This is a genomic window from Paenibacillus cineris, assembly GCF_018333335.1.
Lineage (GTDB): Bacteria > Bacillota > Bacilli > Paenibacillales > Paenibacillaceae > Paenibacillus_AQ > Paenibacillus_AQ favisporus.
In genome coordinates, this window is the sequence record NZ_BORU01000003.1 from 233198 (window position 1) to 259772 (window position 26575).

26 protein-coding genes are annotated in these 26575 nt (G+C 52.7%); 8 read left to right on the forward strand and 18 right to left on the reverse strand.

Features of this window, described 5'->3' with window-relative positions:
* Positions 1-24: 24 nt before the first annotated feature.
* Positions 25-1776 (reverse strand): glycoside hydrolase family 2 protein, encoded by a 1752-nt coding sequence (locus KI379_RS25195; protein WP_212985281.1) that lies wholly within the window; start codon positions 1774-1776, stop codon positions 25-27.
* A gap of 176 nt (positions 1777-1952) precedes the next feature.
* On the opposite strand from KI379_RS25195, the gene KI379_RS25200 reads away from it, so the two are divergent.
* Positions 1953-2867, forward strand: a complete 915-nt coding sequence (locus KI379_RS25200; RefSeq protein WP_212985282.1) for an ArsR/SmtB family transcription factor — start codon at positions 1953-1955, stop codon at positions 2865-2867.
* 96 nt (positions 2868-2963) lie between these two features.
* On the opposite strand, the gene KI379_RS25205 is transcribed toward KI379_RS25200, so the two are convergent.
* The 10 genes from KI379_RS25205 to KI379_RS25250 all read right to left on the reverse strand — a co-directional run bounded on the left by KI379_RS25205 (position 2964) and on the right by KI379_RS25250 (position 14492).
* Entirely contained in the window at positions 2964-3923 is a 960-nt protein-coding gene (locus KI379_RS25205) for a glycoside hydrolase family 43 protein (RefSeq protein ID WP_212985283.1), read from the reverse strand.
* A 175-nt stretch (positions 3924-4098) separates the two neighbouring features.
* Positions 4099-4941, reverse strand: coding sequence for a helix-turn-helix transcriptional regulator (locus tag KI379_RS25210; RefSeq protein WP_280518783.1), 843 nt, complete (start codon positions 4939-4941; stop codon positions 4099-4101).
* 82 nt (positions 4942-5023) lie between these two features.
* Positions 5024-5632: a hypothetical protein gene (locus tag KI379_RS25215; RefSeq protein WP_212985284.1), complete on the reverse strand. Its 609-nt coding sequence runs from the start codon at positions 5630-5632 to the stop codon at positions 5024-5026.
* 176 nt (positions 5633-5808) lie between these two features.
* Positions 5809-7365 carry a stage V sporulation protein B gene (spoVB, locus tag KI379_RS25220; RefSeq protein ID WP_212985285.1) on the reverse strand — a complete coding sequence of 519 codons (1557 nt, stop codon included), beginning with the start codon at positions 7363-7365 and terminating at the stop codon, positions 5809-5811.
* A gap of 286 nt (positions 7366-7651) precedes the next feature.
* Positions 7652-8293 (reverse strand): TetR/AcrR family transcriptional regulator, encoded by a 642-nt coding sequence (locus tag KI379_RS25225; protein ID WP_212985286.1) that lies wholly within the window; start codon positions 8291-8293, stop codon positions 7652-7654.
* A 215-nt stretch (positions 8294-8508) separates the two neighbouring features.
* Positions 8509-9342 (reverse strand): MurR/RpiR family transcriptional regulator, encoded by an 834-nt coding sequence (locus tag KI379_RS25230; protein WP_212985287.1) that lies wholly within the window; start codon positions 9340-9342, stop codon positions 8509-8511.
* Positions 9343-9414: 72 nt separating this feature from the next.
* Positions 9415-10179: a PHP-associated domain-containing protein gene (locus KI379_RS25235; RefSeq protein ID WP_212985288.1), complete on the reverse strand. Its 765-nt coding sequence runs from the start codon at positions 10177-10179 to the stop codon at positions 9415-9417.
* Positions 10176-11324 (reverse strand): ABC transporter ATP-binding protein, encoded by a 1149-nt coding sequence (locus tag KI379_RS25240; RefSeq protein WP_212985289.1) that lies wholly within the window; start codon positions 11322-11324, stop codon positions 10176-10178. The genes KI379_RS25235 and KI379_RS25240 overlap by 4 nt, the downstream gene beginning before the upstream one ends.
* Positions 11325-13151, reverse strand: coding sequence for an ABC transporter permease (locus KI379_RS25245; RefSeq protein ID WP_212985290.1), 1827 nt, complete (start codon positions 13149-13151; stop codon positions 11325-11327).
* Positions 13152-13193: 42 nt separating this feature from the next.
* Entirely contained in the window at positions 13194-14492 is a 1299-nt protein-coding gene (locus KI379_RS25250) for an ABC transporter substrate-binding protein (RefSeq protein ID WP_244879432.1), read from the reverse strand.
* Between the two features lie 438 nt (positions 14493-14930).
* On the opposite strand from KI379_RS25250, the gene KI379_RS25255 reads away from it, so the two are divergent.
* The 7 genes from KI379_RS25255 to KI379_RS25285 all read left to right on the forward strand — a co-directional run bounded on the left by KI379_RS25255 (position 14931) and on the right by KI379_RS25285 (position 21709).
* Entirely contained in the window at positions 14931-15725 is a 795-nt protein-coding gene (locus KI379_RS25255) for a DUF6492 family protein (RefSeq protein ID WP_212985291.1), read from the forward strand.
* Positions 15722-16834 (forward strand): glycosyltransferase family 4 protein, encoded by a 1113-nt coding sequence (locus KI379_RS25260; protein WP_212985292.1) that lies wholly within the window; start codon positions 15722-15724, stop codon positions 16832-16834. The genes KI379_RS25255 and KI379_RS25260 overlap by 4 nt, the downstream gene beginning before the upstream one ends.
* A gap of 42 nt (positions 16835-16876) precedes the next feature.
* A complete protein-coding gene (locus KI379_RS25265; RefSeq protein WP_212985293.1) occupies positions 16877-18217 on the forward strand; it encodes a sugar phosphate nucleotidyltransferase in 1341 nt (446 codons plus the stop codon).
* A 110-nt stretch (positions 18218-18327) separates the two neighbouring features.
* Complete coding sequence (locus KI379_RS25270; RefSeq protein WP_212985294.1) at positions 18328-18783, forward strand: GyrI-like domain-containing protein; 456 nt, start codon at positions 18328-18330, stop codon at positions 18781-18783.
* Between the two features lie 115 nt (positions 18784-18898).
* A complete protein-coding gene (locus tag KI379_RS25275; protein WP_244879433.1) occupies positions 18899-20152 on the forward strand; it encodes a sensor histidine kinase in 1254 nt (417 codons plus the stop codon).
* The gene (locus KI379_RS25280) at positions 20139-20783 is read left to right on the forward strand and encodes a response regulator (protein ID WP_212985295.1); all 645 of its coding nucleotides are present in this window, start codon (positions 20139-20141) and stop codon (positions 20781-20783) included. The genes KI379_RS25275 and KI379_RS25280 overlap by 14 nt, the downstream gene beginning before the upstream one ends.
* 83 nt (positions 20784-20866) lie before the next feature.
* Entirely contained in the window at positions 20867-21709 is an 843-nt protein-coding gene (locus tag KI379_RS25285; RefSeq protein WP_212985296.1) for a CPBP family intramembrane glutamic endopeptidase, read from the forward strand.
* 130 nt (positions 21710-21839) lie between these two features.
* On the opposite strand, the gene KI379_RS25290 is transcribed toward KI379_RS25285, so the two are convergent.
* From KI379_RS25290 to KI379_RS25320, 7 genes are all read right to left on the reverse strand, one after another.
* On the reverse strand, positions 21840-22484 hold the full coding sequence (locus KI379_RS25290; protein WP_076174001.1) for a TetR/AcrR family transcriptional regulator: 645 nt from the start codon (positions 22482-22484) through the stop codon (positions 21840-21842).
* A gap of 58 nt (positions 22485-22542) precedes the next feature.
* A complete protein-coding gene (locus KI379_RS25295; RefSeq protein WP_212985297.1) occupies positions 22543-23775 on the reverse strand; it encodes an FAD-dependent oxidoreductase in 1233 nt (410 codons plus the stop codon).
* A gap of 195 nt (positions 23776-23970) precedes the next feature.
* Complete coding sequence (locus KI379_RS25300) at positions 23971-24540, reverse strand: YdeI/OmpD-associated family protein (RefSeq protein WP_212985298.1); 570 nt, start codon at positions 24538-24540, stop codon at positions 23971-23973.
* Between the two features lie 51 nt (positions 24541-24591).
* Positions 24592-25056 carry a VOC family protein gene (locus KI379_RS25305; protein WP_212985299.1) on the reverse strand — a complete coding sequence of 155 codons (465 nt, stop codon included), beginning with the start codon at positions 25054-25056 and terminating at the stop codon, positions 24592-24594.
* A 226-nt stretch (positions 25057-25282) separates the two neighbouring features.
* On the reverse strand, positions 25283-25651 hold the full coding sequence (locus tag KI379_RS25310; protein WP_089548757.1) for a DoxX family protein: 369 nt from the start codon (positions 25649-25651) through the stop codon (positions 25283-25285).
* A 37-nt stretch (positions 25652-25688) separates the two neighbouring features.
* Complete coding sequence (locus KI379_RS25315) at positions 25689-26090, reverse strand: SRPBCC family protein (protein WP_089548758.1); 402 nt, start codon at positions 26088-26090, stop codon at positions 25689-25691.
* Positions 26087-26416, reverse strand: coding sequence for an ArsR/SmtB family transcription factor (locus tag KI379_RS25320; protein ID WP_089550379.1), 330 nt, complete (start codon positions 26414-26416; stop codon positions 26087-26089). The genes KI379_RS25315 and KI379_RS25320 overlap by 4 nt, the downstream gene beginning before the upstream one ends.
* Between the last annotated feature and the right edge of the window lie 159 nt (positions 26417-26575).

Below are 26575 nucleotides of genomic sequence, written 5' to 3' on the forward strand. Positions count from 1 at the left end.
CGTACCGTCACCTTCACCTAACCCTTAATCTTCAATGGCCGCTTTGCGGGAATTGATGCGGCGAATCACTTCCGGATCAAACTTCTGGCGTCTGTCGTAGGTGTACAGTCCGTTTACTTCCTGTTCCACGTCATACAGCTGGGTATAACAAAATCCGAACATCATCGGGTGCTCCAGCAGAGCGCTCGTCAGCCCTTCGTACCGCTGGAGAAACGCCTCCTCGGATGTCGGCCGGTCGCCGTAGCCCCAAGCCTTGTCGTCCTTCTGGTCGGGGTTCCACCAGATGCCGCCGTATTCGCTGATAAAATAAGGCTGCCCGCCGTACGTCTGCCGGTTTGGAAACGTGTTATACACCTCGCCGCCCGTTTTCATCGGCTCGTATCTGGACCGGAACGTCTCCGGATTTTGATCGTAATCGTGCAGGTCGAAAATATCCGTCACGACGTGGAAGTTGCCGCTGGTATCGATCACCGGGCGCGTCGGATCCAGCCGTTTCGTCGTCTCGTACACGATGCGCAGCACTTCGTTATCCTGCTTGGCGCCGTCCCGGTCCCACGTCTCATTGAACGGGCACCAGCCGATGACCGCCGGATGATTATAATCCCGCTCCACACCTTCCAGCCATTCTGGCAAAAACAGCGACAAGCTTGCGGGAGTAGTAATGTCCAGCCCCCAGTTGGCATGCTCTCCCCAAACGAGGTACCCCAGCCGGTCGGCCCAATATAAGAAGCGCGGTTCGAACATTTTCTCATGTAGTCTGGCGCCGTTGAATCCGAGCCCCAGCGAAATCTCAATATCCTTCCGCAGATCCTCGTCCGTAGGAGCAGTATAGATGCCGTCCGGGTAAAAGCCTTGATCCAGCACGAGCCGCTGGAACACTGACTTTTCGTTGATCCGGAACGCCAGGCCGTCCAGCCGCACCGTCCGCAGGCCGAAATACGAATCAACCGCATCGGCATCCGTCAGGTCCGGCCGTTCGAGCGACAGCTTCAGGTCATACAGCCGGCCGTGGCCCGCCTCCCACAAATGGACTTCCGATACAGGCACGGTCACCTTGACGCATGGCCCTTGCACCACAGCCGTGGCCTCGCCGACTTCCTTTCCTTCATAGAAGGCGGACGCCTTCAGCTGCGCTCCGGCGGTATTTCCGCTGACCTTCACTTCCAGGTGCACGCATGCATTCGCCGGATCGGCCACCACTTTCATGTCCGCGAGATACGTCTCAGGGACCTGCTCCAGCCATACGGTCTGCCAAATGCCCGTCGTGCGCGTGTAGTCGCAGCCATGCGAGTGGAAGCGTTCACTTTGCTTGCCGCGCGGCTGGCTTCCCGAGCGAACGTCATCCTCCGCATAGACAGTCACCACGTTGGCGCCTTCCTTGACCTGCGAGGTAATATCGAAGCTGAACGAAGAGTACCCGCCGCAATGCGTACCGACGGATGTTCCGTTCACCCACACCTCGGTTTCGTAGTCGACCGCGCCGAAATGCAGCAGAATTCTGCCGCTGTTCCAATCCTCCGGCAAGGTGAATTCCCGCTTATACCACACGGCGGCCATGAAGTCCTTATATTCCACGCCGGACAGCTTGCTTTCCGGACAAAACGGAACATTGATCGTTCCTTCGAGCGCATGCTCCGGCTGGTGGTAGCCGCGCTCCTTCCCGCTCTTGCCGTGATCGATTTCGAACTGCCAAGGGCCGTTCAAATTCAGCCAGCGGTCCCGCACCCATTGCGGACGCGGGTATTCGGGACGGGGGATGCTGAGGTTCGATTCCATAGAATAGCTCCTTTTCGGGTTGATTTTTAGTTAACTAATTAGTTAATGATTAATCCTAAAATACTCACATAGATAGTAAAATACCCGTGATATTTAGTCAATAATTTTCTTGCTTAGTTAACCTTTTGGTTATACAATAGATAGACAACACCTATCAGACCGATTCGGAGGCATCTATGGAAATCAAGGTAAGCCAGGAAAATCTGCCGTTATTCGTTGCGCTGGCGTCGGATACGCGCATTCGTATGGTCGAAATGCTCAGCAAAGAAAACCTCAATATTAGGGAGATGGCGCAAAGGCTGAATCTCTCCTCCGCCATCGTGACCAAGCATGTTCAGCAGCTGGAAGAGGCGGGCATTCTCCGTACGGAGATGACTGCGGGCAAGCGCGGTATGCAGAAGCAGTGCTCTCTTCGTCTGGAGCAGGCATCGCTGGTGTTCAAAACGGACGGCGTCCTGCCGTCCGAGCCGGATCAAGACGGCTATGACGTCGACATTCCCGTCGGCCAGTACTCCAGCTGCCAAGTGAAGCCCACCTGCGGACTGGCTTCCGAAACCAAGCTGATCGGCATGCGCGACGACCCGCGGTATTTCGCCGAGCCGGAGCATGTCAAAGCCCAGCATATTTGGTTCGCTGCCGGCTATGTCGAATACCGGATTCCGAACTACGTCTCCGGCAAAAACAGCATCAGCGAGCTTCGCATCTCCCTGGAGATCGGCTCGGAGGCGCCCGGCTACGCCGAAGATTGGCCGTCGGATATTACGTTTCTGCTCAATGACGTTCCCGTGTGCGTCTGGACCTCTCCGGGCGACTTCGGCAGCGTACGCGGAAAGCTGAACCCTTCGTGGTGGGATCCCGGAAGCTCCCAGCACGGCCTGCTGAAAACGCTGCTGGTGACCTCTTCCGGCACATATATGGACGGCGTGCGGATGTCGGATGTATCGATACAGCATATTCCGGTCCTGCCCAGAGAAGAAATCCGATTCCGTATTCTGTCGCCGGAGGATGCGCGGAACGCCGGCGGCGTCAGCTTGTTCGGCAGGCACTTCGGCAATTACGGGCAGGACATTCAAGTCCGAATCCGCTACTAAGCCAAAGGCTCAGGCCAAACGGTTCTGTTTGCAAGAACATGCCGCTTAGTCTGAGCCTTTTTCGTTACTTTTTTCATATACTTAGCCTTCCTTCGCTTATTCCTCACCAGAAGGCACAGATAGATAATGCGTATCGCTCCAGGGAACGCCGAAATCAGGCGTACCGTCCGGATTCCAGCCGAACTTCTGTATGCGCGTCGAGCGGAGGCTCGTATCGGAGCCGGGTGAAGGAAGGGCATGATAGACGATCCAGTCCTCCTGATCATCCGGAGACTTCGTAAAACTGTTATGGCCTGTTGCATATACTCCGTTTTCTACACTTTTGCGAAATACTGGCTGCATCGATTTTTGCCATGAAGACGGATCCAGTGGATCGGCATCTTCATTCATCGTGAGCATACCTAAGGCATAATCCTCAGACCACGTGGTGCTTGCCGAATACACCAGAAAAATCCGGCCGTTGCGATGCAGCGTGACGGGTCCTTCATTAATGGCCATTCCGCCTTGCTTTTCCCACGGGAGTGTCGGGGCAGTGAGCAAGTGATGTTCCCCTGTCAATGTCCAGGGATTGGCCATTTGGGCAATGTATATCGCAGACCCATAATCGGGGAAGTTTCCGTAGCCGGCATACAGAAAATAGAGCTCGTTCCGCAAGGACATCACGGTGCCGTCCAATCCCGGGACAGGCGTCTCCAGCGCCCCTCTCCAGTTCCACTCGCCTTCCAGCGGATCAGCATTTTCGTTCTCCAGTACGCATATCCGGCGTGATTCATCGCCTCCCCCATCGTTCGCTGTATAGTAGATGTACCATTTGTGATCCAAATAATGTATTTCCGGCGCCCACAAATTGCAGCTGTAGGGACCTCCCGGTTCGGGCGTCCAGATGGTCTTCTTGCGCCCCCAGACCAATCCGGTCAAGCTGGAAGATTGGGTAAGCTCCAAGCAGCCTGACCTTGTTGCCATAAAGTAGTAGCTGCCATCCGTGTGCTTAAGCACCCAGGGATCGGCAGCATGGGCCACGATGGGATTGCAAAACGTCTTCGTTTTGGTGGACATCTTCTCACTCCTTTTCCCTGAACAAAGCAGTCATCCCTCTAATTATCCCGTGCGATCCTATCGTAAACAATGTTGAAAGCGATTTACTCTTTGCGCATAAAAAGGAATTACCGAATCGTTTTCGACCGACGAAAAAGAGAACCGTCCTGGCGAACGGTCCTCATCATCATTCCATTCATGGATTCTGTTTGCGCCATTCCAGCGGAGTGACTCCAGTCGATTGGATAAAGAACTCATAAAACCGGCTGGATGAAGTAAACCCAACCTCAGAGGCAATCAAATCGATCGCCTTGCTCGTTTGCTGTAACAGCCGTTTGGCCTCCATCAAACGAAGGCTGATGATATATTGCTTGGGCGAGACGCCGACCGATTCCGTAAATTTCTTCCGAAGGTTGCTTTCGGACAGAAAATGACGCGCTGCCAGTTCGTTAACGGTAATACGGGTATGATAGCTGCTGTGAATTTCTTTTAACACTTCTTCTATGACCCCGTGACGGATATCTGCTCCTGGCACCGCCGATTCGATGTTACGCTGGAATACCAGCAGTGCTGTCTCAAAAGCGATCCTCATCATGTTGTAGGAGTCGATCGTTTTCCTTTCGGAATTCCATTCTTTCTCCAACTGCAACAAACTGATTTCCACCCAGCGCGTATCGTCAGCGTCAAGATGGCTGCTCCGGATGCGCTGCGACTCACTCTCCGCTTCATGAAAGAGATACTGGCAGTGGACCGGAAGCTGATCATGGAAAAAATGAACGGAAACACCCTTCCAAGGTTTTGTACACACGAAGCCATGATGAAGCCCGGAAGGGATCAGGATCAGGTCGCCGGCAGCCACCTTGATATTTTGTTCGGAAGAGCTGTAGTATCCATCCCCTTCCAAAATAAGCGTTAACTCATCATATTCATGGGAATGCGACATAAAGAGGCCCTCACCTTGACTTGCCTGAAAGGTGTGAGGTTTAAAGCGCTCCATACTGACTACAAAACTCTTAACACGGTTTCCCAAAGTTAGCATCCTCTTTCCCTTGACGCTTCTTTCTCCCTTTCATTCTATGAAGTCCGCTTCGCCCCGTCAATGATCCCGCTAAGCCGAAATTTCAATCCATCAGCGCTATGAGCCAAGCCCCGCTCGCTTTGTCCTTCAATAAAGAATAGGTCATGACGCCTTGCTCTATCTGTTTATGATATATATTTCGATAAAAAGTAACGACCACTTGAATACGTTTCGAGTCTTCCTCATAAGAAATTTCATTAACTTCGGAGAACTCAAACTTCACTCCATCTCCATCCATATAATCGAACCAATCCATATTCGCCTTGATGTCATTCTCACTAAGCATATTTTGTTTGAATTTGGCTGCATCGTGATCAACAATGGCTTCCATATTATTTTGGACCTTCTCGGCTATATCCTGTGTAAAAAAGTCCTCCACGTGCTCCGATAATTCAAAGAAAACGCCCTCTTGGAAATTCTCCAGACTCGGTTTATCCTGACGGAAATCTTTTTGATAAAGAAGCGTTTTGCTGCCTGTTTTGGCAAGGGAAGTAGGGGGAGTGGTGTTCGATTCATTGGCTTCCCCAGTGTTTTCTGCACGGTGAGTAACCGCTTCCCGGCTGACATCCACACGTTTCGATTCTTGAACACATCCAGAAGCAGCAACGATCGCTAGAATAGCAATGACATGAAGCCAATTTTGAAACCTCATTGTAATCAACTCCAATTCACAGGCGGCATTTTTTCCCACTTATTCCAATATATCATATAAAAAAATGCACCCTCCAACCGGTCAAATGAGCAGAAAATCGCATCATTTGATCCTATGGAAAGATGCATATGAGAGTATACGACCCACTCTTTTGCAGAAGGCGGAAACCTGCCTCCTCAGGACACCGGAATCGTCGGTGCCTTCGGCCGGCTGCGCAAAGCCCGGGTCGCCTGCAGGGTGATGGCATACACGAGCAGCGATACAAGAATGGCCCCAAGCAGCGCAACCGTCGCCCCCAGCTGAACATGCTGCTCCAGGAAACGATGCGCGGCCAGCCCCGTCACCGTCATGACGATCCCCCCGATGCCCGCTTTGATCACCATGCGGAAGTCAAAATAAAAACCAATTGAGCCCGCTACCGCGTAGAAGTTGAGCACGGTCAGCATCAGGATGCCGAGCCCGAACCCGAGCGCCACGCCGCGGATCCCCAGGTTCGAGCCGAGTACGAAGATCAGGCTGATCTCAAAAATATTGGTCATGATATGGTTCCACATAACGGTGGATGCTTTGCCCAGTCCAAGCAAAATCGCCTTCAGCGGCGCCTCAAAATAGTGGAGGAAAAACAGCGGCGCCAGCAGCTGCAGCAGCACGCCCGCTTCCGGCGAATGGTACACGACCGTCGTCAGCGGCACCGCCCACATATACAGAATGACGGTGCAGGGCACGCCGACCAGCAGCCCCGTGCGCATCGCCATGTCCATGCGGCTGTGCATGAGCCGGGTGTCGCCCTCCGCGCTGGCTTCGCTGATCGCCGGGATCAGCGCCGTCGACAGCGACTGGGTAAAAAAGCCGGGGAGGAACAGCAGCGGGATCGCGTACCCTGCGAGCATGCCGAACTGCTTCGTGGCCATTTCCACGCCAACACCGGCAAGGACGAGGCTCTTCGTAATGACGAGCGGCAGAAACGCATGATAGATCGAATGGATGAAGCCGCTGCCGGTCATCGGCAGGCCGATGCGCAGCAGGTCCCGCAGCGTCCGGTCCCCCTTGAGCCGCACGCTCGGAACAAACCGCCGCTGCTCCTTCGATTTTCCCCGGTTCGCCCACTTGAACACGGAGAACAAATACAGCAGGCCAACGCCTTCGCCGATCACCGAGGCCCCCATGGCTCCCGCCGCCGCGTAGGCGATGCCATAAGGCAGCAGCATGTTGACGACGCCGATGATGACGATGATCTGCGCCACATTCTCCAGAATATCGGATAAGGCGAGCGGGTTCATGTTCTGCCGGCCGCGGAAATACCCTTTCAGCACGGCAGACATGGCGATAATCGGGATGATCGGCGTAATCGCCACCATCGCATAATACGCCCGCTGGTCGGCCAGCACGATCGAAGCGATCCACTTGGAGCCGAACAACGCGGCCAGCGTCAGCACGACGCTGAGCGTCCCCGTTACCGACAGCGAGACGGCGAGAATCCGTTTAATCCTCGCCTCGTCCCCTTTGACTTCCGCCTCGGACACCAGTTTCGAAATCGCAACAGGCAGCCCGAGCTCGGTCATCGTAATAAACAGCGGAAGCAGCGGATGGGCAATCATCAAGAGCCCTACCCCTTCCGCTCCCAGAAAACGCGCCAGCACAATGCCGTTCACAAACCCAAGCCCTTTGGTAAAAAAAGACGACAGGGTCAAAACGAACGTTCCACGGATAAAGCTTTGCTTGTTCAATCCCATTGGTCACATCCCACCCACTGTTTGTCCTGATCTCTCTTTTATTAGCGTATTCGGACAAGGGGCAATACATGCAGACAACCCTGACATCTTCGAATGCCTTTCCGGCTCTATGCAGCCAAAGAAAAACATAAAGGAAGCCAAATGGCGACGCATTTCTCGCCATTGACTTCCTTTGAAAGAGATTATGAACTAAAGGATTACTTGTAAGTTCATAGCAGTTCATTACATAGGGGACAGTTTACCAAAGGGACGGATACGGATTTTTCGTCTTGCTCTATATGACCTTTTAATACGATATTTTTTGGATCGTCTGCAGCAGCAGCTCTTCCATCTCGGCATCATCCACGGAATCGAGCATGTCCGGGACGAACAGCTGGTATTTTTTCATCTTATAAAATTCAAACAGCGCCTGCTTCAACGAGAAGTCATGCCTCACAGCGAACGAAGGCTCTACCATCTGGCGGAGCATGAGATCGTCTTGTACAACAGACAAAGTGGAGTTAACCGGATGAAAAACATTCTTCTCTACGCCTGCCTCATAAAACCGGCGCAGATTCCGGTGTCGCTCCAGTTCCGCTGTGCTCAGCCTGTCATATAGAACCGGGTATACCGACTTGAGGTCCTCCAGCAAAATATCGGGCATGTACAGCACGCATTGCAAGGATTGGATGTATAACATGTGGAACCTCTTGCCCCACGAGAGCTCCTCATCCTGCAATTGGACGTCGGCATTTTGCAGAAAGGCGATGCAATGATCCACAAACATTTCAATGATTTCGTCTTTGGATGAAAAATATTTGTACAGCGTCACTTTGCTGATATCCATATGGCGGGCCATGTCGTCCATATTGATGGTGCTGAACTTGCTTTTTCTCAACACCGGCTTGATTTTATCCAGGAATAAATTTTTGTTATCTATCTTTTTCATGTTGCCCTCCGCTCCGAACGCTTAATATTCCTATTATATCATATTGAACTCCTTTCATTCCGTGCATTAGCTTATATGAAAAGAACTAAGTTAACGGTTTTTCAGTAAACCAGTTAATATTAAGACGACCGGACCCGTACTGTCGGCTCTTTACACCACGGATCATATCCTTAACATCTTAACTTTTTACCGCACAAAAAAGCTGCCAAGCGGCTCTAGACCCGCTTTGGCAGCACTTTCTGATATCTGCGCCGCAGCTCGTGCAGCTCCTCACTTCCCGCAACCGCCTGCTCCTCCATCTGCTTGCCGACCGCCACGATCAGCGTCTCGAGCAAGGCCACCGGCGCCACCATGGAGTGGAACTCCCACAGCTGACCGCGTGCGGTGTACAGGGTCACATCGGCCTTCTCCAGCATGCCGCTGACCGCCAGATCGGTGACGAGCAGCGTGCGGTAGCCCTTCACCTTGCCGTGGTCCAGCAGCACCGACAGCTCCGGCGACTCGGACACGAAGCCGAAAATGACGATCACGTCCTGCGGCTGCACATGCACCAGCAGGTTAAACAGTTCGTGCCCGCCCCGGTCGAGCCGCTTGACCCGCATGCCGAACCGCGTCAGCCGGAAATCGGTCAGCGCGGCCAGGCTCTCCGCGGAGCCGGGGCCGTAGATGTACACGGTCCCCGCGTCGCTCAGCAGCGACGCCGCCCGGTCGAACGCCTCCTGGCTGAGCCGGTCGGCCGTCTGCTGCAAATAATCCGCGCCGACGAGCAAGCTCGCGGCGGCGTCGTTTTCGTTCATTTTCGAAAACGCCGATTGCAGCTTCTGCGAGGGGGACAGCAGCATTTCGTCCTTCACCTTCTGCTTGAATTCCTTCAGGTTTCGGCATCCCACCTCGGACCAGAACCGCGACACCGTCGACGTGCTGACCTGGCAGGCGGCGGCGATGTCTTCCTCCACCATAAACGGGATGTCTTCCATGTGCTTGCTGATATAATCCGCGATCCGCTGGTGTCCGCGGGACAGCTTATGGCCTTCCAGCGCAAGGTTCATAGTTCTTGCCACCTCTCTATAGCGGGATGAATGATCAACGGCCTTAACGATACAGGGAATGAACCGTTAACGTTACACGGCTTCCACTTCGACCTTCTTCTTCAATAGCTTCTTCACTGCGCCCGCCGCGCGCACCTGCAAGTGCAAGCTCGGAGAGATGACCCGTTTGCAGGCCCCCGCCCGGATAGCCGCCTTCAGCTCGGCGACGGTCTCATAATCGCCCGGCAGGACATTGTAGACGCAGCCGACCTGGAACATCTGGTGGGCGTCGCTGCCCGCTACGACCGGCACACCTAGCTCCGCGCCGAGCGGCAGCACCAGGGCGATATTTTCCTGAATGCCGATCTCATGCAGGTCCTTGCCGTTCAGGTCGAACGCGTCGAACCGGCGCAGCAGCTCGCGGTCCACATGGTACAAATGGTTGGACTCCCGGAACGGGTGGCCACCGATCACCATCATGCCCCGCGGCTCGCACAGCTCGAACAGCCCGGCCAGCCCGATAAATGAACCGGCTGCGGTGTGCGGCTCAAGCAGGGCGCGGATTTCGAGCAGGGCGTCCTTGGGTCCGGAGACGAGAATATGTCCGCCTTCGGCTACGTCCACTTCCATGCCTGTAAAGATTTTAAAGCCGTCGCGGTCGTAGTAGTGGTTGTTGCCCGGCAGCATCCGGTCAAGCGTCCCGTAGACCTCGTCGAAGCGGCGCGTATTGAAATGCTCGGTCAGCGTGATCGCCTGCAGTCCCTGATCGCGGGCTTCATCCAGCATCTCGTTGAAGTGGTCCATGGAGAAATCGGTCTTCTTGGACAATTTAACATGAAAGTGAAAGTCAATATTCATCGGTGTATTTCCTCCAATATGGGTGTAATGGTCGTCACGCCGGTCTCCAGGCGTCTGCCCGTCTCCCGGTCGTACAAGTTGATGCGTTCTTCGCGGAAGGACGCGTACAGCATGTGTCCCGGCGCGTAATCCGGGTCGCCGATGACACGCGCGCCCAGCTTCTCCTGGCCGTAGGCGACCCTCACCAGCGTCTCGCCGCCGGCGGGCAGCACGTCCTCCACCTTCACCGGGATGGAACCTGCGGTGCGGGTCTCGTGCAGCACAACGTCTTCCGGCCTCACCGTCAGGACGACCGCTCCCGCTTCCTCCGCTCCGCCGTCCATTCCTGCAAGCCGGAAGCTTCCGAGCGCCGTGCTGACGGTGCTTTCGCCTCCGCTCGTGCGGCACATTCCTTCCACCCGGTTCAGCGGATGGTCCGAGCTGCCCATGAACTCCGCCACCTGCAGCGTCCGCGGATGGCGGTACAGCTCGCGCGGCGTATCCGCCTGCACCAGCTCGCCTCCAAAAAATACCGCGACCTTCGTCGACAGTGTGATCGCCTCGTGCTGGTCATGCGTCACGTAGACGATCGTCGTGCCCAGCTCGCGGTGCAGCCGCTTCAGCTCGGCTCGCATCTCCGTCCGCAGCTTGGCGTCCAGGTTCGAGAGCGGCTCGTCGAGCAGCAGGATCGACGGGGACGTCACGATCGCCCGGGCGATCGCCACCCGCTGCTGCTGCCCGCCGGACAGCTCGCCGGGATAGCGGTCCGCCAGCTCCGGGATGCGCATTTTGTCCAGCGCCGCCATGACGCTCTTGCGGATCCCGGCCTTCGGCTGTTTGCGCACCTGCAGGCCAAAGGCCACATTGTCATAAACGGTCATATGCGGCCACAGCGCATAGCTCTGAAACACCAGGCTCACGCCCCGTTTGGCGGGATCCAGATGGTAAGCCAGATTGCCGTCGGCCACCTTGTTCCCGGAGATGACGACGGTTCCTTCGTTCAGCTTCTGCAGGCCGGCGATCGTGCGGAGCAGGGTCGTCTTGCCGCAGCCCGACGGGCCGAGCAGCGTCACGAAATCCCCCTCTTCGACGGTCAGGTCGATGCCCTTCAAAATATGCTTCTGCTGCACATGCACATGAATCTGCCGCAGTTCAATCGCGTTCATTCATTGCCCTCCCAATCCTTTGGTCAAATCGGCCTTCCCGAACTTCACCGCAAGGGCGTAGACCGCCACGACAATCGCGATAATGATCATCAGCACGACGTTGGTGAGCTGGTCATACCCTTTTTCCACGTAATAAAAGGTGAGCGTCGTCAGCGTCTCCGTCCTTGGCGTCACGAGCATGATGATCAGCTCCATCTCCTTCATCGCCCCGATGAACACGAGGATGAAGGCGGACAGCAGGCTCTTGCGGCTGAGCGGCAGCAGCAGGCGTCGGAATCGGGTGAACCAGGAGGCACCGCCAAGCACGGCCGCTTCCTCGAGTTCCGGGCCGATCTGCATCATGGCGGCGCCGCCCGCCTTAACGGTAAAGGGCAGCTCTTTGACCACCGTGATCAGAATAATAATCGTGATGGTGCCGTACAGCGCCGGAATGAACAGCACCGGCTTTGCAAACATTGTAATATAAATCGCCGCGAGCGAGATGCCCGGGATAAAATACGGGAAAAACGACAGCTGATCGACGAGCCTGCCCATGGCCGTGTTTTTGCCGCGGGCCACCGCGTATCCGAACAGAAGTCCGATAATCGCAGCCGCGACCGAGGCGATGCCGGCGATGATCAGCGAATTTTTCAGCGCGAGCAGGAAAATCGGGTTCTGCAGCACGCCTTTCTCACCGGTGTTGATATCCGGGTCCGAGCCGCCCGCCCAGTAATGAAGCGTGAAGTTATCCGGGCTGAGTGAGCCGTCCTTCAGCAGGAACGTCTGCAGCAGCAGCACGATAAAAGGCACGACCGCAATCAATACCATGCCGGCCGCCGTCCCCACAGCCGCCGGAAGCCGCCATTTGCCGAGCGGCACATGCGTCACCGCGCTGCCCTTGCCCGTCACCGTCACATAGCTGCGCCGGCCGCCGATCAACCGCTGGTTGAAATAGATCGCCAGCATGGTGATCAGCATCAGCGTCAGTGACAGCACGTTCGCCTCGGTCGTCAGCCGCGACCGCATGCTGGAGTACAGCATCGTCGAAATCATGTAGAAGTTCACGGGGGTGCCGAGCAGCGCCGGCACGCCGTAGGAACTGACCGCTTTCGTAAAGATCAGGATGAATCCCGACAGCACCGACGGCAGCATCAGCGGAAACACGATCCGGCGCAGCACCTGCATCGGCCCCGCGCCGGCCATTTCGGCCGCCTCTTCCAGCTGGCTGTTCATCGAGCTGAGCGCCGCGCCCACGAGCAGGAAGAAATACACGCTGTCGTGGATCGACAGGGTCAGCACGATCGGCACGAAGCCGTACGCCAGCCAGTCCGGCGGCGTCACATGCAGCACCGACTGCAGAATGCCGGGCGTACCGCCGATTTTGCTGTTTTTGAAAAAGGTCAGCCACGCCTGGGACAGCATCCATGACGGCAGCAGGTACGGGATGATCGCCAGAAACGTAATCGTCTTCTTGAGCGGAACGTCCGTCCGCGTCACGAGCCAGGCCAGCCCGCAGCCGAACACCATGGACAGCGCCGAGACGGTCACGCCCACCGCCAGTGCGTTCAGCACCGGCTTGTAGAAGAGGGACCAGCTCATATCGCTTGCCAGCACGCGGCTCCAGTGGTACAGCGTCAGGTGCCCCGGGTCCGCCGCGGGCGTAAGCCGGGCGTCCTGGGTTCTCCATACGAACGTCGACCAGACCAGGTTCAGGACCGGCCAGACGATGGTGTACGCCAGAAACAGAAGGGCCGCCGCCCCGATCAGGTACAGCGGATTCCGCAGCGCGTCCCGGCACCGGTTCAGCCATCTTGCTTGCCATGTATTCAGCACGGGCTTATGCAGCATCCCGTTTCCCTCCTGTTTGTGTCATTTCGGTCTTTTGGTCCGTCATTTCTGCTTGATCCAGAAGTCGCGGACCTTCGGCGCCTCGAAGTACAGCTTCTCCCCGTCAAACACCCACAGGTTCAAATCCTCGAAGGCCACCTCGTTTTTGGTCTTGACGTCGGAGCGCGGCACCCAGGAGCCCACTTCATTGAACGGCGCCATGCCTTCGCCCTGGCCGTCCTTCTCGCCCATCATCCAGCGGATGAACAGCTTAGCCCCCGCCGGATGCGGCGCTTTGTTCGCGAGGAACAGGTAGCCCGAATCGGGTACCGACGTTTTCGGCTTGATGTCATAGATCGGCAGGATGTTCCAGCCTTTCTCCTCAACCTTGGATACGTCGCCGGATACCGCCAGCCCGACCGCGTCGCTGTTCGCCTTGCCGATCGCATCCAGCACATCGTCGCTTCCTTTTAACACGACCAGCCCGTTGTCGAACAGCTGCTGAATGAACTCGTACCCCGCGTTCTCCGTGCCGTGCAGCTCGATGTCCTTGCCGAACTTCTCCTTGTACGCCGCCGCCATATCGTCGCTGTGGATGACCATCGTCGTAAACAGGTCCATGAATGCCGGCGAGCTGAGCGGATCGGCCGTATAGACCTTGCCTTTGAATTCCGGGGTAGTCAGGTCCCACCAGTTCGTCACCGGCGCTGACTTATAATGCTCGGTATTGTAGAAAATCGTGCGGAACTCCAGGTAGTTGGCATATCCTTCGGCCTGCGTGCGGTACGGCTCGTCCACCTTCTCCGCCAGATCCTCCGGCAGGTACTTGACGTACCGTCCCGGCTTCACCATCTCCTCCTCGACAGCCCCGCTCACTTCCTTCGTGATGATCACGTCCGGGTTGAACTGCCCGGCGTCCTGCTCCTTCGTCACCTTGTCCATCATCTCATCGGACTTGACTTTGCTTACCTCAATCTTGATGCCAGGGTACTGCTTCATGAACGTCTCCGCGGCGTCGTTGGCGCGTCCCGATGTCGAGTAGACGATGACCTTGCCTTCCTTCTTGGCCTGCTCGTACAGCGCTTCCGGAGTTTCGCTGCCGGACGCCTCTGCCGTATCCGTGCTCTGTACCGTCCCCGCCGGCTTGGCCGATGCGTCTGAGCCGCCCGCCGTGCCGCCTTCTCCTTGCCCGCATGCGGTCAGCAGCAGGGCTGTGCCCAAGATGAGCGCCATCGCTTTGCCTGGCCAGGACCAGGGGGTCCGTTTTCCTTTGGGCGCATATGTATCCCGCACGATCTCCGTTTTTCCGTTGGCATGTACCGTCAAGATGGTCCTCTCGTTTCCGTTTCCTTTTGACCTCATATCCCGTGGCCTCCCCATCGTTCATTCAGAATTAGTGAAGCGTGATTGGTATCCGGATGTTTCGCTTACCTCTTCACTATAGGGATGGAGTGTCAACGGAATGTTAGGCGGACGTGCGATTTCGGTAAAAAATTATCAATAACTTAAAACAAGATAAAAAACTTTCATTTTCCCCATGATGCCGATTCCTTTCTGAAGTGGTCCAAGTTTCCTCAGCCTTCTCCTGCGATCGGCATGCCCAAGGCGCCCTTCGGTCTTCTTGTATCCTATGCTTTTGATCTATAAAAATCATTTTCATAGCCGTGACTGCGAACCCCCACGTTTGCTCCAATGCGGCAAATCCCTTGATTATTGTGCGTTTTACAATCTCTCTATGCCCATTCCCTTTCTCTCTTCCAGCATATGATACTCATACATTTGATATTTGGAGATGAGCAGATGACAACCCCCATTGATGTGTTCATTCCGGCGATTGAGAAGGATCTGGCAACCCTCCCTCATGTCATTGATGCCGTCAGAAAATATGTACAGCACCCGATCCACGAAATTATCATCGTGGCCCCCCGGAAGCAGCGGATTGTGGATTTGTGTACGAAAAAGGGCTGCCGATTCGTGAACGAAGACACGGTTCTGCCCATTACGAAAAAGGACATACACTACCAGTCCAAAACATGGGACCGGTCCGGTTGGTTGTACCAGCAGCTGCTGAAGCTGGGCGGCGATAAGGTATGCTCATCCAAATACTATTTGGTGATCGACGCCGATACTGTGCTCATTCGCCCCCATATGTTCAAGACGGGCGACAAGACCGTGTTTTACTGCCGGAACTGGAGCCAGCCCGAATATTTCAACACGTACAAGAAGCTGATGGGCAAAAGCCGCGCTTCCAAGCGCTCCTTCGTCACGCATTACATGCTGTTCGAGAAGGCCAAAGTCAAACAGTTAAAGCAGGCAATCGAGTCCAAACATAACACGAGCTGGTACTCCGCCATTATGAGAAGCATGAACAAATCGAAGCAGTTTGCTTTTTCCGAGTTTGAAACATACGGCAACTTCCTGTATTCGTCGGAGCCCGGCAGGATGATGCTGAAACAAGCCAACAACAAAAGCCTGCATACTAGCTTTTCCCAAATCTCGCCTTCCAAAATGTCGTCCCTGCAGCAAAAATACCGGTCTGTTTCTTTTCACGAACGAAAAGGGTATTCGAAAGTTTCCAAGGTGAGACCGAAATGAAGCCCTATGTCGTTGTCTGGAAAGGCCCCGTCCACAAAGCCAGCGGTCTTGGCCGTGCCAGCAGAGCCTATGCCAAATCCTTGAAGCGGCAAGGGGTCGCCGTCCGGTTAAGTCCGCCAGACCACCGCAAGCCTAACGCCGCCCCAGTCAAAAAGGTTCTCATCTACCACCACATTCCCAGCCGCATGCAGTGGAAAAAAGAGCGAAGCACGTATGACTTCATCCTGTTGAACACCGTTTGGGAAACAAGCAGGCTCCCCAGAAGCTGGCTGCCCCATATGAACAAATTCGATGCCGTGTGCGTGCCGTCCCAGCATAATCGGCGGGTTCTCAGGAACTGCGGCGTCACCGTCCCGATTTTCGTCGTTCCCCATGGGGTGGACGCCAGGGAGTTTCATCCGAACTATCCAAAGCTATCGTTGCCGGCAGCCGCCGGGAAGTTTACGTTCGTATCCGTCTTCGGCTTTCAGCACCGCAAAAACCCGGAGGGACTGCTGCGAGCGTATTGGGAAGAGTTCTCTTCCAAAGATAACGTCATCCTGGTCATCAAAACGAACGGATATGTGGCCAATGAGACGGAGGCGTGGATTAAGCAGCAGGTCATGCGGTACAAAAAGAGGCTGGGCATTCAAAAGGATACAGCCCCTGTCGTCATCATCGGCCGCCATATGAGTGAAAGCCAGCTGAAAGGCCTGTATGCGCTCGGCGATGCCTTCGTCCTCCCTACCCGCGGCGAGGGTGTCGGGCTGCCTTATTTAGAAGCGCTGGCAAGCGGCATACCGGTCATCGCCACCGGCTGGGGCGGGCAGATGGATTTCCTCACGCCCCGCAACTCCTTCCTGGTCCCTTATCAGCTCAAGAGCCCGGCGAGTAGCATGAGCCGCGCCATTTCCAGAAGGTTCAGCAACCTGTTTGCGCAGAAAGGCCAGCGATGGGCCGAGCCGGATTTAAGCAGCCTCAAAAGGCTTATGAGGCAAGCGTACGAAAATCCCCGGCTCTGTAAACAGAAAGGAAGCCAGGGCCGAAAAGATATGCTCCAGCTGTCGTGGGACCAGGCCGGAATGCTCATGAAACAGGCAATTGAAGAGACGATGCGTTCCAAGAAATAAAGATGAAGGGTGATGGTTCCCCAAGGAAGGAGGATGAGAAACTTGCGTATTGTACTGTTGTGCGGGGGATCGGGAAAAAGGCTGTGGCCTTTATCCAACGATATACGCTCCAAGGTATTCTTAAGGCTGCTGACCTCCGAAGACGGGATCAAGGAGTCGATGATCGAACGGATCTGCAGACAACTGGACGAGGCGGGGCTGCTCCAATCCACCTGTATCGTCACCCATCATAGTCAAGCAGAGATTACGCGCCGCTATGTCGGCGATAATATCCCGATCATCAGCGAGCCTTTTAAAAGAGGTACGTTCACGGCCGTCGCATTGGCCGCCAGTTATCTTCATGAAAAGCTGCAGGCCGACCCGGACGAAACCATTTGCATCCTTCCGGCGGATACGTATGTCGACACCGCATTCTTCCGGCTGCTGCACCGGTTTCCCGACGTCTTGGGACGCTCCAAGGCGGAACTTGCTCTCCTCGGCACAAAGCCGGTGCAGCCTTCGGATCAGTTCGGCTATATCGTCCCGGCTCTGCCCAAAGCGGACGGCGAGTATGCTTTCGTCCAGCGGTTTATCGAAAAGCCAAATACACGCACGGCCCGCCGCCTCATGGCGCATCAGGCGATGTGGAACTGCGGCGTCTTCGCCTTTCCCTTGAGGTTCATGCTGACCTATTTGAAGGACAAGGGCCACCCTGTCCGGATCGCGGAATGGCTGGCAAAATACGAACAGCTCCCCGAAGCCAGCTTCGACCGGGAAGTCGTCGAGACGACCCTCCCTGTCGTAGCCATGGAGTACGGAGGGCACTGGACCGATCTGGGCAGCTGGATGGCGCTTACCGGCCATATGAACGATCGAGTGATCGGACTCGGGCACATATCGGATGATTCCGCGGATACCCATCTCATCAACGAGCTCCCTTATCCTATTGAAATTATCGGCGTACCAGGTATCATTGCCGCGGCCAGCACCGACGGCATCCTGATCGCAAGCAAGGAGCATGCGCATCGGATCAAGGAACGGCTTGCCCTGGCGCCTCAGATCCCGATGTACGAAGAGAAACGGTGGGGCTCCTGCCGGATCCTGAGTTACGGGAAAGATGCATCCGGCGTGGAGACGATGATCAAGCAGGTGCGACTTGCCGCCAGCAAGTCTACTAGCTATCACGTTCATCACCGCCGGCAAGAATTGTTGACCGTGGTGACGGGCAGCGCGGAAGTGATCTTGGAGGAGCAGCGGTACCACCTGAACGCCGGCGACGTGCTGAAAATCCCGTCCGGCGCCAAGCATGGCATCAAGGCCATTACTCCTCTGGAGCTGGTGGAAGTCCTGCTCGGCTCCGATCTTGCTCAGGAGGATATCACCCGCATTGCTGTGGACTGGTAAACGGCGTTTCGGTCCAAAATGTCGTAAATTTGCAGTAGGAATTGTGACCGGCCGAGCCGAAGTAGTCATCGATCGAACATAATTCCGCGAATAGCGGAAAGAGGAGGCCGATGATGGAGCCGATGGTGGAGCCTGTGATCAAGACGGAAAGAAAGGCGTTTACCTTGTTCGGATGTTCCAAAACTCATGATCCGGGCAAGCCGTACAGTGAGACGATTTTCGAATTGTTTGACCAGGTCTGGCATGAAGTACGCAGCAAAGAACTCGCTCACAGGGGGATCAATCACGTCGTCTATGAGCAGGGAAACATGGTGTTTGCGGGAATCGAGCTGGTGACACCGCCTGAGGAAAATTCCGTCTTGAAGAAGAAGGACGTCGTGCTCGAAAAATACGCCTACGGCAAGCACATCGGGCCTTACAGCGAATTGGACGCAACGTACCGGCGTATTGATGCGCTTCTCCAAGCCGCAGGAGAACACAAAGAGCTTCCCCTGATTGAGGTTTATGGCCACTGGAACGAGGATGAGTCCAAGCTGGAGACGGAAATTTATCACAACCTCATTTGATGAATCCCTGTGTGCAATGAGGCCGTGCAAGTTTCTAGTTCGTTAGGATTATATGATCAATCTTAGGAGCAGTTTGTCTACTGCTCCTTTTGCTATATAGAAGTTCGGCAAGAACATGGCTCTATTGCTGTTTATGGTCAACTTTCTTGTAATTTTCATGCAAGTTTTTTTAGATTTCCTGTATGATGATGCTATGAAAAAAATATTATCTTTCATGGATTGGGGTATATTCGCTCTTCGTTTATACCATTATATTTTGCTGTTGTCCCGGGTTCTGGCAGTAAACGAGTTTTCGAACCGGACGTTACTAAACGTCATCTGGCTGAGCATAGCCCTTGTCGCCCCTTTGCTGTTCTGGTTTCCCGGGCGCCGGATGAACAAAGTCTGGTTTTGCATATTGGAGCTATTGCTTGGCGGTTCTTATTATGTGAATTCGGTCATTCATCCGGACCTGACTTCAAAAGCGGACTATTTGCTGCCGAGTCTGACCATCGGGTACTTATTAACCAAGCAAACCCTTTGGATCATTCCCTTACTTGTTTTCATTCCTTTCTCCTTCCAGTCCTCCCTAAAATTATCTTGGGAGCAAACCCTGGGTATCGGAACAGACAATCTGCTGTTCTGCTTTATCGGCATGTGGGCAAGCTCCGTAGCCAATGCGTATGATCAGAAGAATAAATTGGCAGCCGAAGTGGAGCATCAAAACAAGCTCTTAACTCACTACTCCGCCGAGATCGAGAAAATGACTTTGCTTGAAGAACGCAACCGCATGTCCAAGGAGCTTCATGATACACTGGGGCATTCCTTTGTTTCACTCATCCTCAGCCTTGATGCTTCTATTGCCCTGATGGATAGCAGGCCTGCCGAGGCCAAGGATCGGTTAATTCGCTTAAGAGCATTGGCTGAGAACAATCTGGACGAAATGAGAAACGTCGTGCACGAAATGGGGGAAGAAGAGGAATCCAGTCTGATCCGGCAGGTCGAATCCCTCGCAGCTCGTTTCCGAGAGCATACGGGTACGGCTCTGACTTTAAGTCTGCCGGGGACAGAGCGGTCCATACGTTTTGATGTACGGCAAGCGATCCTTCGGGTCATCCAGGAATCCTTTACGAATGCACTAAAACATGGAAAGGCAACCCAACTGCATCTGGAGCTTACTTTTTCTGAGAGCCATCTGCAATTGTCCGTTCGAAATAACGGCACGCCGATCGACAAGCTAGATTATGGCTTCGGCTTGACCACGATGAAGCATCGGGTTGAGCGGTTGGGAGGCAGCTTACAGATAGCATCTGGGGAGGGTACTCCTGTGATCACCGAAGTCAGATGCGAAATCCCGCTGAAAGGAGTCATGCCGCATGGAGAAGATTAAAGTGCTGCTTGCTGATGATCAAGAGTTAATTCTCGAGAGCTTACATATCGTGCTGTCCATGGAACCGGATCTGGAAATTGTCGGTTTAGCCAAGAATGGGAAAGAAGCCGTAAAGGGCTGCGAGCAGTTTAAGCCGGATATGGTATTGATGGATGTCAACATGCCGGGCATGGACGGCGTCGCCGCAACAGCCCTGATTAAAGATCGAATGCCTGCAACTAAAATCATCATGCTGACCTCCTATAAGGAAGTAGAATATGTGTTAGCGGCGTTAAGTCACGGAGCGGAAGGTTATCTGCTCAAAGCCATTCATCCAAAAGATTTAGCTGCAGGCATACGGGTGGTTCAGGCAGGAGGGACTTTAATTTCACAGGAAATGGCGAGTAAAATGATCAAGAACATGAACAGTGCCACCCCTGCGAAACATAATGAATTCGGGCTCACTGCCCGTGAAATCGAAGTGCTGCATAAGCTGGCTGCCGGCCTGCGTAATCAAGAAATTGCCGAGGCATTGTTTCTTAGCGAAGGGACGGTCAAAAATTATATCTCAACGATTTATTCAAAGCTTAATGTGAAAGGACGCCGGGAGGCAGCCCGGAAAGCCCGGGATTCGGGAATGATGGATCGTTAAATGATGACCAAACGGCACTGTCTCTTTATGACTTTTTCATCCTATACTCAGAGCATCAAACAACAGAGGTGGCGATGTAAGACATGAAGAACAAAGTGTCATTTTGGCGTTTTCCAATCGTCTGGATGATTGCGGGGGCTATGGGTATTGTTCTCATAAATATGATATTCCAGCAATTGACAGAGCAAGGAGAGGGGATCGTCTCTCTTATTTTCACACTGGTGATGGGATTTCTGGCCCTCTTGGTTTATAAGCTCACGCTGACATACCTGGCCCGGCGGCCCACACCAGAGATATCAAGAAAGCGCGCAGGGATTGAAAGTGTCCTAGGCATGCTAACCGGGACCATCTTTATCGCAGGGTCCGCTTTTATGATTATTGCTCTGGGAGGTTACTCCTTCCAGTGGGCAAGTTCTGCGGATACGAGTTCCGTTCTAATAGCCTCCATTGAATCAGCTTTAGGAGGAGCCATTGTCGAGGAACTTATCTTTCGCGGACTTATGCTTCAAGCCATTGATCAATTGGGGGGAAAACCACTCGCACTCGCAGTAACCTCTCTATTCTTTGGAGTTGCTCATCTTGGAAATCCAGGGGCGACATTATGGAGTGGGTTCGCCATAGCCCTCGAAGCAGGTGTTCTCCTTGGATCCGCCTTCTTATGGCGGCGGAACTTGTGGTTTGCCATAGGACTGCATTTTGCTTGGAATGCCATTGAAGGCCTGCTTGGCATTCCTGTCTCTGGACACCCTGCTACCGGTCTATTTACTGTAAAGGTGAACGGTGCCGCACTTCTCACAGGGGGCAACTTTGGACTTGAGACCTCTATTGTTCCGGTTGTAATCAGTCTTCTGATCTCCATTCCTATGCTCATCGGGGCTGCACGGAATCAAAGGGTTGACGTCGGAAACCTTCCTGTACCAAAGTAAACGACCGACCAGGTCCTCTAAAATAAATTTCAGATCCAGCTTGGTGTCGACAAGATGGGGGGCTTCCCACGGAACAGACCTTGGTCTTCAGCTGCCCCCCAACAATTCGAATCATCCATTTCGATTTTCGTCAAGCATTGTTAACCCGCTTCTCTATTCCATCAAGTAATAAGGAAATTCCAGAGTTAAACAGTTCATCCGAACCAATTAACTTAAAAATACCTTCTCCATGCATCCGCTGAAGCAATTTAAATGGCGATAGATCCACATGGGTACTCTCGTTAGAGTTCTCCTCTAACGGTATCTGTAACTTCCTTTGTTCGTATTCTTCAACGACAAAATTGATGACGTAGTTCAACACATGGGTCGTATATGAAAATTTTTGTCTATCCGTCAATGATGTCGGTTCGGTCATCTGCAATAGAAGTTCGAACATTTCCATAAAGTCAGCCTCCGGCCTTGACTTCATCAGAAGCTGACCGGAGCAAGGAAATTGCTGAAGCTTGCTTCGAATAACCGTAGCGCTTAGCAGAAGCCTTTCTCTCCAGTTTCCTTGCTTGGGAAGATCATTTATGATTTCTCTTGAAACCAGGTTGGCCAACGTTTGATAAAGGACTTGCTTACTCTCAAAGTACCAGTAGATCGTAGGGGCTTGTACATTCAATTCCTTGGAAAGGTTTCTCATCGTAAAATTTTCGATTCCCTGGTCGGCGAGAAGCTTCCATGAGGCTCCAATGATTTTCTCTTCGCTGATATGTGGCCTGCGCTTAGGCATAAAAAACATTCCAACTCCATTCCAAAAATTCTGATATGACTTATTATACTCTATATAGTTATTCCTCCAATTCTACATCTTCAGGAGGCAGCGGCTTCTGGTTGAACATGCTTTCTCCTGCCTTTGAGGAAAGCCGAACATCCCGCATCCCACGTTCAATAGCACTCACTTCATAATCGCGTAAAGCGGTTAAAAGCCCCTTTTCCCCGTTCTTCACGTCGATTAATTCCTTCGAGAGCTCATAGGCATCAAAAAGTGCCGCATTCCCACCAATACCTGCCGGTGTCATGGGATGCAGGGCATCTCCCAGCAAAACCAGAGGAATCGTTTCCTTCCAAGGCTTATACGGCAGAACATTACGAAGGTGATAGACAGCCGTTTTCTCGGGATCCGCTAATTCCAACATCCGTTTTACTTGTGGATGCCAATGTCTGGTTTTCTCTTGTGTAAAAGACAACAATTCCAAGCCGTTCCATTGGAAGAGCTGCTCATCGGGTACCCCGAACCACTCAGGCGAGCACGCAAACACAGCGTAGAGGTAATCCTGTTGAGGAGAAATCTTCACATTCAGGGACATGGATTCCGGTAATTTTTCAATATTCGGCTTGAAAGCCATGTCTTCAAGAAGAAGGGAAAGCGGAGCATCTCCTTCTGGATTCGTAAGGCATCTCATACTGCCATCCCCAATGAGCATGTTAAGTTCCTTTCTCCGCATATCATCCAGAAATACCTTGGTATACAGAGCCCTGCCGCACGTATCGAAAATTTTCACCCCAGGTTTGTACTGATGCCGGACTTTGGATCCTCCCCCGTCAGCACCAACCAGGACATCCGCATCCATATACTCCCCATGATCGAACCACGCTCTTAAGCGTCCGTTTTCTAACCTTTCATAATGGGTAAACCGGTATCCGAAGCTGACCTTATCACCTAGTTCGCCAAGCAAAACTTCGCGAAAGGTAAACCGATTTACAGAAGGTGTGGCTTCCGCCTTGTTGTACATTGGATGCTGCTCTTCAGTGAGTTCCAAAGAAATGGGATCTAAGAAAACAGGATGTGCTGGTCCTAATACAGACGTTTCCATGTAGAGATCATACAGTTTTTCAGGAAGACAAAACCGCAGTGCCTTTGTTCCATTCTCATTGATTTTGATTCGATAGCCGGTTTGGACAAAATGGTCTGCCTGCTCACGTTCACAAACATGGAAGTCAATGTGATTTTTTTTCAAACTTTGTGCCAGTGCAAGTCCGCCCAGACCGCCACCGATAATGAGGACAGATAGTGAATCCATATCATTTCATCATCCTTTAACTAAGTTAGATTTATCTTACAACGTTATATTAAGAGTGTGGTCCTCTGTTTGTCAATGATTTTGGAGTTCTCAACCAAACATCCTCCTCCCGTAAGACCGGAGCTATAGCCAAATTTTCGATAGAAAAAACTGCCGACACTTTGTCGACAGTCTGGAGCATCCACGTTGGATGACTTAATAATCTAGTAGACGGCCATTATCGTTCCATTGACCGTACATTTTGTTTTCTCTCGTATTGGTTATGAATTTGTCCAATCTGCTGTGAAATAATTCGGGCTGATTCTTATAGCTTTGGATCGTGTCGATCCGGACTCTCGTATAAAGATCTGGAAATGCCATGAAATTCTCATACACTTGCTTTTCCTCTTGCAACCTTTGCTCTATCACCGGATCGATTCGAAAAGAATCGTAATTCATATCAGGAAGGACCTTTCTTCCTTCGTCTGTCATCAACCCCAACTTTTCGAGGCGGCGGACACGCTCCTTATTCAATTCAGTCCATGAGCTTTTTTGGCTTCGAGGAGACAGTCTCTGAGCCAGGTCCGTTTCAGATATTTTCTTCTTGACTCCATCGATCCATCCAAAGCATAAAGCCTCCTCGACCGCGTCCAAATATAAGAGCGTATCCGATTGGGGCGACATACGAACCAAGACCCAACAAGATTTTTCAGTCTTGCTATTTTCCTGCAGCCAAACCCTTAATGCTTCTTTCGATATGACCGGAATTAAGCGATCTACTTCCATGTTTGAAAAAATATCCTTTCAATCAGCTGCAAGACCATTTCTCAGCATGAGTTACTGTTTGTTGGAGATGACGTTATCAAGAAACTGATCTGCGTCGCTATTAAATTTCCAGGAAACTCCGAACTTATCAACAAGCATTCCGAAGCATGAAGACCACGGCGTATTTGATAACGGCATGATGACATAACCGCCCTCAGATAAATTAGAAAAGTAATTTTCCAATGTCTGCTGATCCTCATTAACGATACTAATCAGTATGTTGTTGCCTTTAACCAACTCGCCCATGACATTCTTCATTGAAGGCAAAATATCCGACATCATGATGTTCCCGCCTGCAAATGCTATGGAAGACTCCATGACCATGTTTAGTTCATTTTCCGGCAATGGATCGTTTGGATCCTGCGGGAAATCCTTAAATTTCACTTTTTTTACTTCCGTTGCGCTTAAAGCTTTCGCATAAAAATCAATCGCTTGTTCAGCAACTCCATCAAAGTTTAAATAGACTACAGCTGACATATAGTAAAACCTCCTTCTTGGGATAAATGTAGTATATTGAATAAGAGGTGACAGCTGTATGTCACCATTTATAAATAAAGTACATGGCGTCCGAACGGATCTATCCAACTGCCATTTTATGATCGGGAGGTTGGAGTCTGTATTGGATGGGTTTGTATCGCAAAAAAACTCCACATGTTCATCGCGAACATGTGGAGCTTTTTATTCCTGGATGCAGCTGGTTTGATTATGCAAAAGGCTGGAGCATTTGGCTGGCATTCGCAAGAATCAGGGCAATATTCAGTACGGCAAAGAACAAAGCCGGCGCCGTTTTGCCAATCGGATCTTTCGTGCGGATATGCACCAGGCTCGCCACCAGCATCGTAACGCCAAGCCACACTCCTGCCCATGCGACCAGTCCGGTATACCAGTAGCCGGCGATCAGCACGGCCGCACCTGCCAGTTGGACCAGGCCCGTTACTTTAAGGAACCATTGCGGCAGGTGAAGGTGTTCGAACATGTCTGCCCAGTACTTAGCCCCTATCATTTTGGCGGTACCCGAGAAGAGGTAATAAGCAATCAGCAAAGATTGAAGAACGATAGTAAAAATGGCCATTTCGATCTCCTCCTATTCGATCAGAAAATCATTTGGATTACAGCCCAGCCAACACCACTTCAAGCTGATCGGCCATCTTGACCCAACCGAGTCTGGCTCCGTTATACGACAAGCTCTCACTTTCAAATCCGGTATGCTCAAGATGAAGGCGGGTTGCGCCATTGGATGAATGGAGCGTCCATGTAACAACCGTACTTACCCCAGCGGTTACCCAGGTGTAGGATAGGCGGTGAGGTTCTTCCACGGCCAGCACTTCTGAATCGACGATTCCGTCCCACACTTTCGACGGTTTGGCCCGAAATTGAAAGTGATGGCCGACAACCGGCTTAAAGTCATTGTCCATCACCCATTTTGCAAGCATGTTGGAATCAGTCAATGCAAGCCATACTTTCTCAATCGGACTATCGAATTGAAAATCCAGCTTCACTTCCGGTTTCATTCCTCTTCCTCCTTCAACAATTGACTCAGCTTAGCCGATCCTTGGTTCCAAAAAGCCGTGTGAAAAGTGACCCAATCTTCAATTTCTCGCAGGGGCTCTGCGTTCAATCGATACCTTGTTTCCCGCCCGGCCTTGCGGTGCCTGACCAGATCGGCGGCTTTGAGGATCGCCAGATGTTTGGAAACGGCTGTCCGCCCCATCTCGAAATGGACTGTTAATTCGTGTAAGGGCAATTCTTCCGCCTCGGCCAGCAATCTAAGCAATTTGCGCCGCGTCGGATCGGCAACCGCGGCATATACATCCCTCGCTTCATGGTTTTCATCCATTCCCATCATCCCTATTCTGCTCGATGATAGGACACCAACTGGTGTCTTATGAGCTTATAATAAGACACCAGTTGGTGTCCTGTCAAGCCATAGTTTGGAAATAAAATTATAATGGCTTGTCAACGAACAATTGGCCTCTGTATATGCCAGGCATGATGC

Excerpts from the sequence above, each read along its gene's own strand:
- KI379_RS25205 (WP_212985283.1), bottom strand. The coding sequence starts at position 3,923 with ATGTCCACCAAAACGAAGACGTTTTGCAATCCCATCGTGGCCCATGCT.
- KI379_RS25290 (WP_076174001.1), bottom strand. The coding sequence starts at position 22,484 with ATGCCTAAGCGCAGGCCACATATCAGCGAAGAGAAAATCATTGGAGCC.
- KI379_RS25250 (WP_244879432.1), bottom strand. The coding sequence starts at position 14,492 with ATGAGGTCAAAAGGAAACGGAAACGAGAGGACCATCTTGACGGTACAT.
- KI379_RS25295 (WP_212985297.1), bottom strand. The coding sequence starts at position 23,775 with ATGGATTCACTATCTGTCCTCATTATCGGTGGCGGTCTGGGCGGACTT.
- KI379_RS25315 (WP_089548758.1), bottom strand. The coding sequence starts at position 26,090 with ATGAAACCGGAAGTGAAGCTGGATTTTCAATTCGATAGTCCGATTGAG.
- KI379_RS25275 (WP_244879433.1), top strand. The coding sequence starts at position 18,899 with ATGGCTCTATTGCTGTTTATGGTCAACTTTCTTGTAATTTTCATGCAA.
- KI379_RS25260 (WP_212985292.1), top strand. The coding sequence starts at position 15,722 with ATGAAGCCCTATGTCGTTGTCTGGAAAGGCCCCGTCCACAAAGCCAGC.
- KI379_RS25270 (WP_212985294.1), top strand. The coding sequence starts at position 18,328 with ATGATGGAGCCGATGGTGGAGCCTGTGATCAAGACGGAAAGAAAGGCG.
- KI379_RS25225 (WP_212985286.1), bottom strand. The coding sequence starts at position 8,293 with ATGAAAAAGATAGATAACAAAAATTTATTCCTGGATAAAATCAAGCCG.
- KI379_RS25195 (WP_212985281.1), bottom strand. The coding sequence starts at position 1,776 with ATGGAATCGAACCTCAGCATCCCCCGTCCCGAATACCCGCGTCCGCAA.
- KI379_RS25240 (WP_212985289.1), bottom strand. The coding sequence starts at position 11,324 with ATGAACGCGATTGAACTGCGGCAGATTCATGTGCATGTGCAGCAGAAG.
- KI379_RS25320 (WP_089550379.1), bottom strand. The coding sequence starts at position 26,416 with ATGGATGAAAACCATGAAGCGAGGGATGTATATGCCGCGGTTGCCGAT.
- KI379_RS25235 (WP_212985288.1), bottom strand. The coding sequence starts at position 10,179 with ATGAATATTGACTTTCACTTTCATGTTAAATTGTCCAAGAAGACCGAT.
- KI379_RS25245 (WP_212985290.1), bottom strand. The coding sequence starts at position 13,151 with ATGCTGCATAAGCCCGTGCTGAATACATGGCAAGCAAGATGGCTGAAC.
- KI379_RS25310 (WP_089548757.1), bottom strand. The coding sequence starts at position 25,651 with ATGGCCATTTTTACTATCGTTCTTCAATCTTTGCTGATTGCTTATTAC.
- KI379_RS25200 (WP_212985282.1), top strand. The coding sequence starts at position 1,953 with ATGGAAATCAAGGTAAGCCAGGAAAATCTGCCGTTATTCGTTGCGCTG.
- KI379_RS25280 (WP_212985295.1), top strand. The coding sequence starts at position 20,139 with ATGGAGAAGATTAAAGTGCTGCTTGCTGATGATCAAGAGTTAATTCTC.
- spoVB (WP_212985285.1), bottom strand. The coding sequence starts at position 7,365 with ATGGGATTGAACAAGCAAAGCTTTATCCGTGGAACGTTCGTTTTGACC.
- KI379_RS25300 (WP_212985298.1), bottom strand. The coding sequence starts at position 24,540 with ATGGAAGTAGATCGCTTAATTCCGGTCATATCGAAAGAAGCATTAAGG.
- KI379_RS25285 (WP_212985296.1), top strand. The coding sequence starts at position 20,867 with ATGAAGAACAAAGTGTCATTTTGGCGTTTTCCAATCGTCTGGATGATT.
- KI379_RS25305 (WP_212985299.1), bottom strand. The coding sequence starts at position 25,056 with ATGTCAGCTGTAGTCTATTTAAACTTTGATGGAGTTGCTGAACAAGCG.
- KI379_RS25215 (WP_212985284.1), bottom strand. The coding sequence starts at position 5,632 with ATGAGGTTTCAAAATTGGCTTCATGTCATTGCTATTCTAGCGATCGTT.
- KI379_RS25255 (WP_212985291.1), top strand. The coding sequence starts at position 14,931 with ATGACAACCCCCATTGATGTGTTCATTCCGGCGATTGAGAAGGATCTG.
- KI379_RS25230 (WP_212985287.1), bottom strand. The coding sequence starts at position 9,342 with ATGAACCTTGCGCTGGAAGGCCATAAGCTGTCCCGCGGACACCAGCGG.
- KI379_RS25210 (WP_280518783.1), bottom strand. The coding sequence starts at position 4,941 with ATGCTAACTTTGGGAAACCGTGTTAAGAGTTTTGTAGTCAGTATGGAG.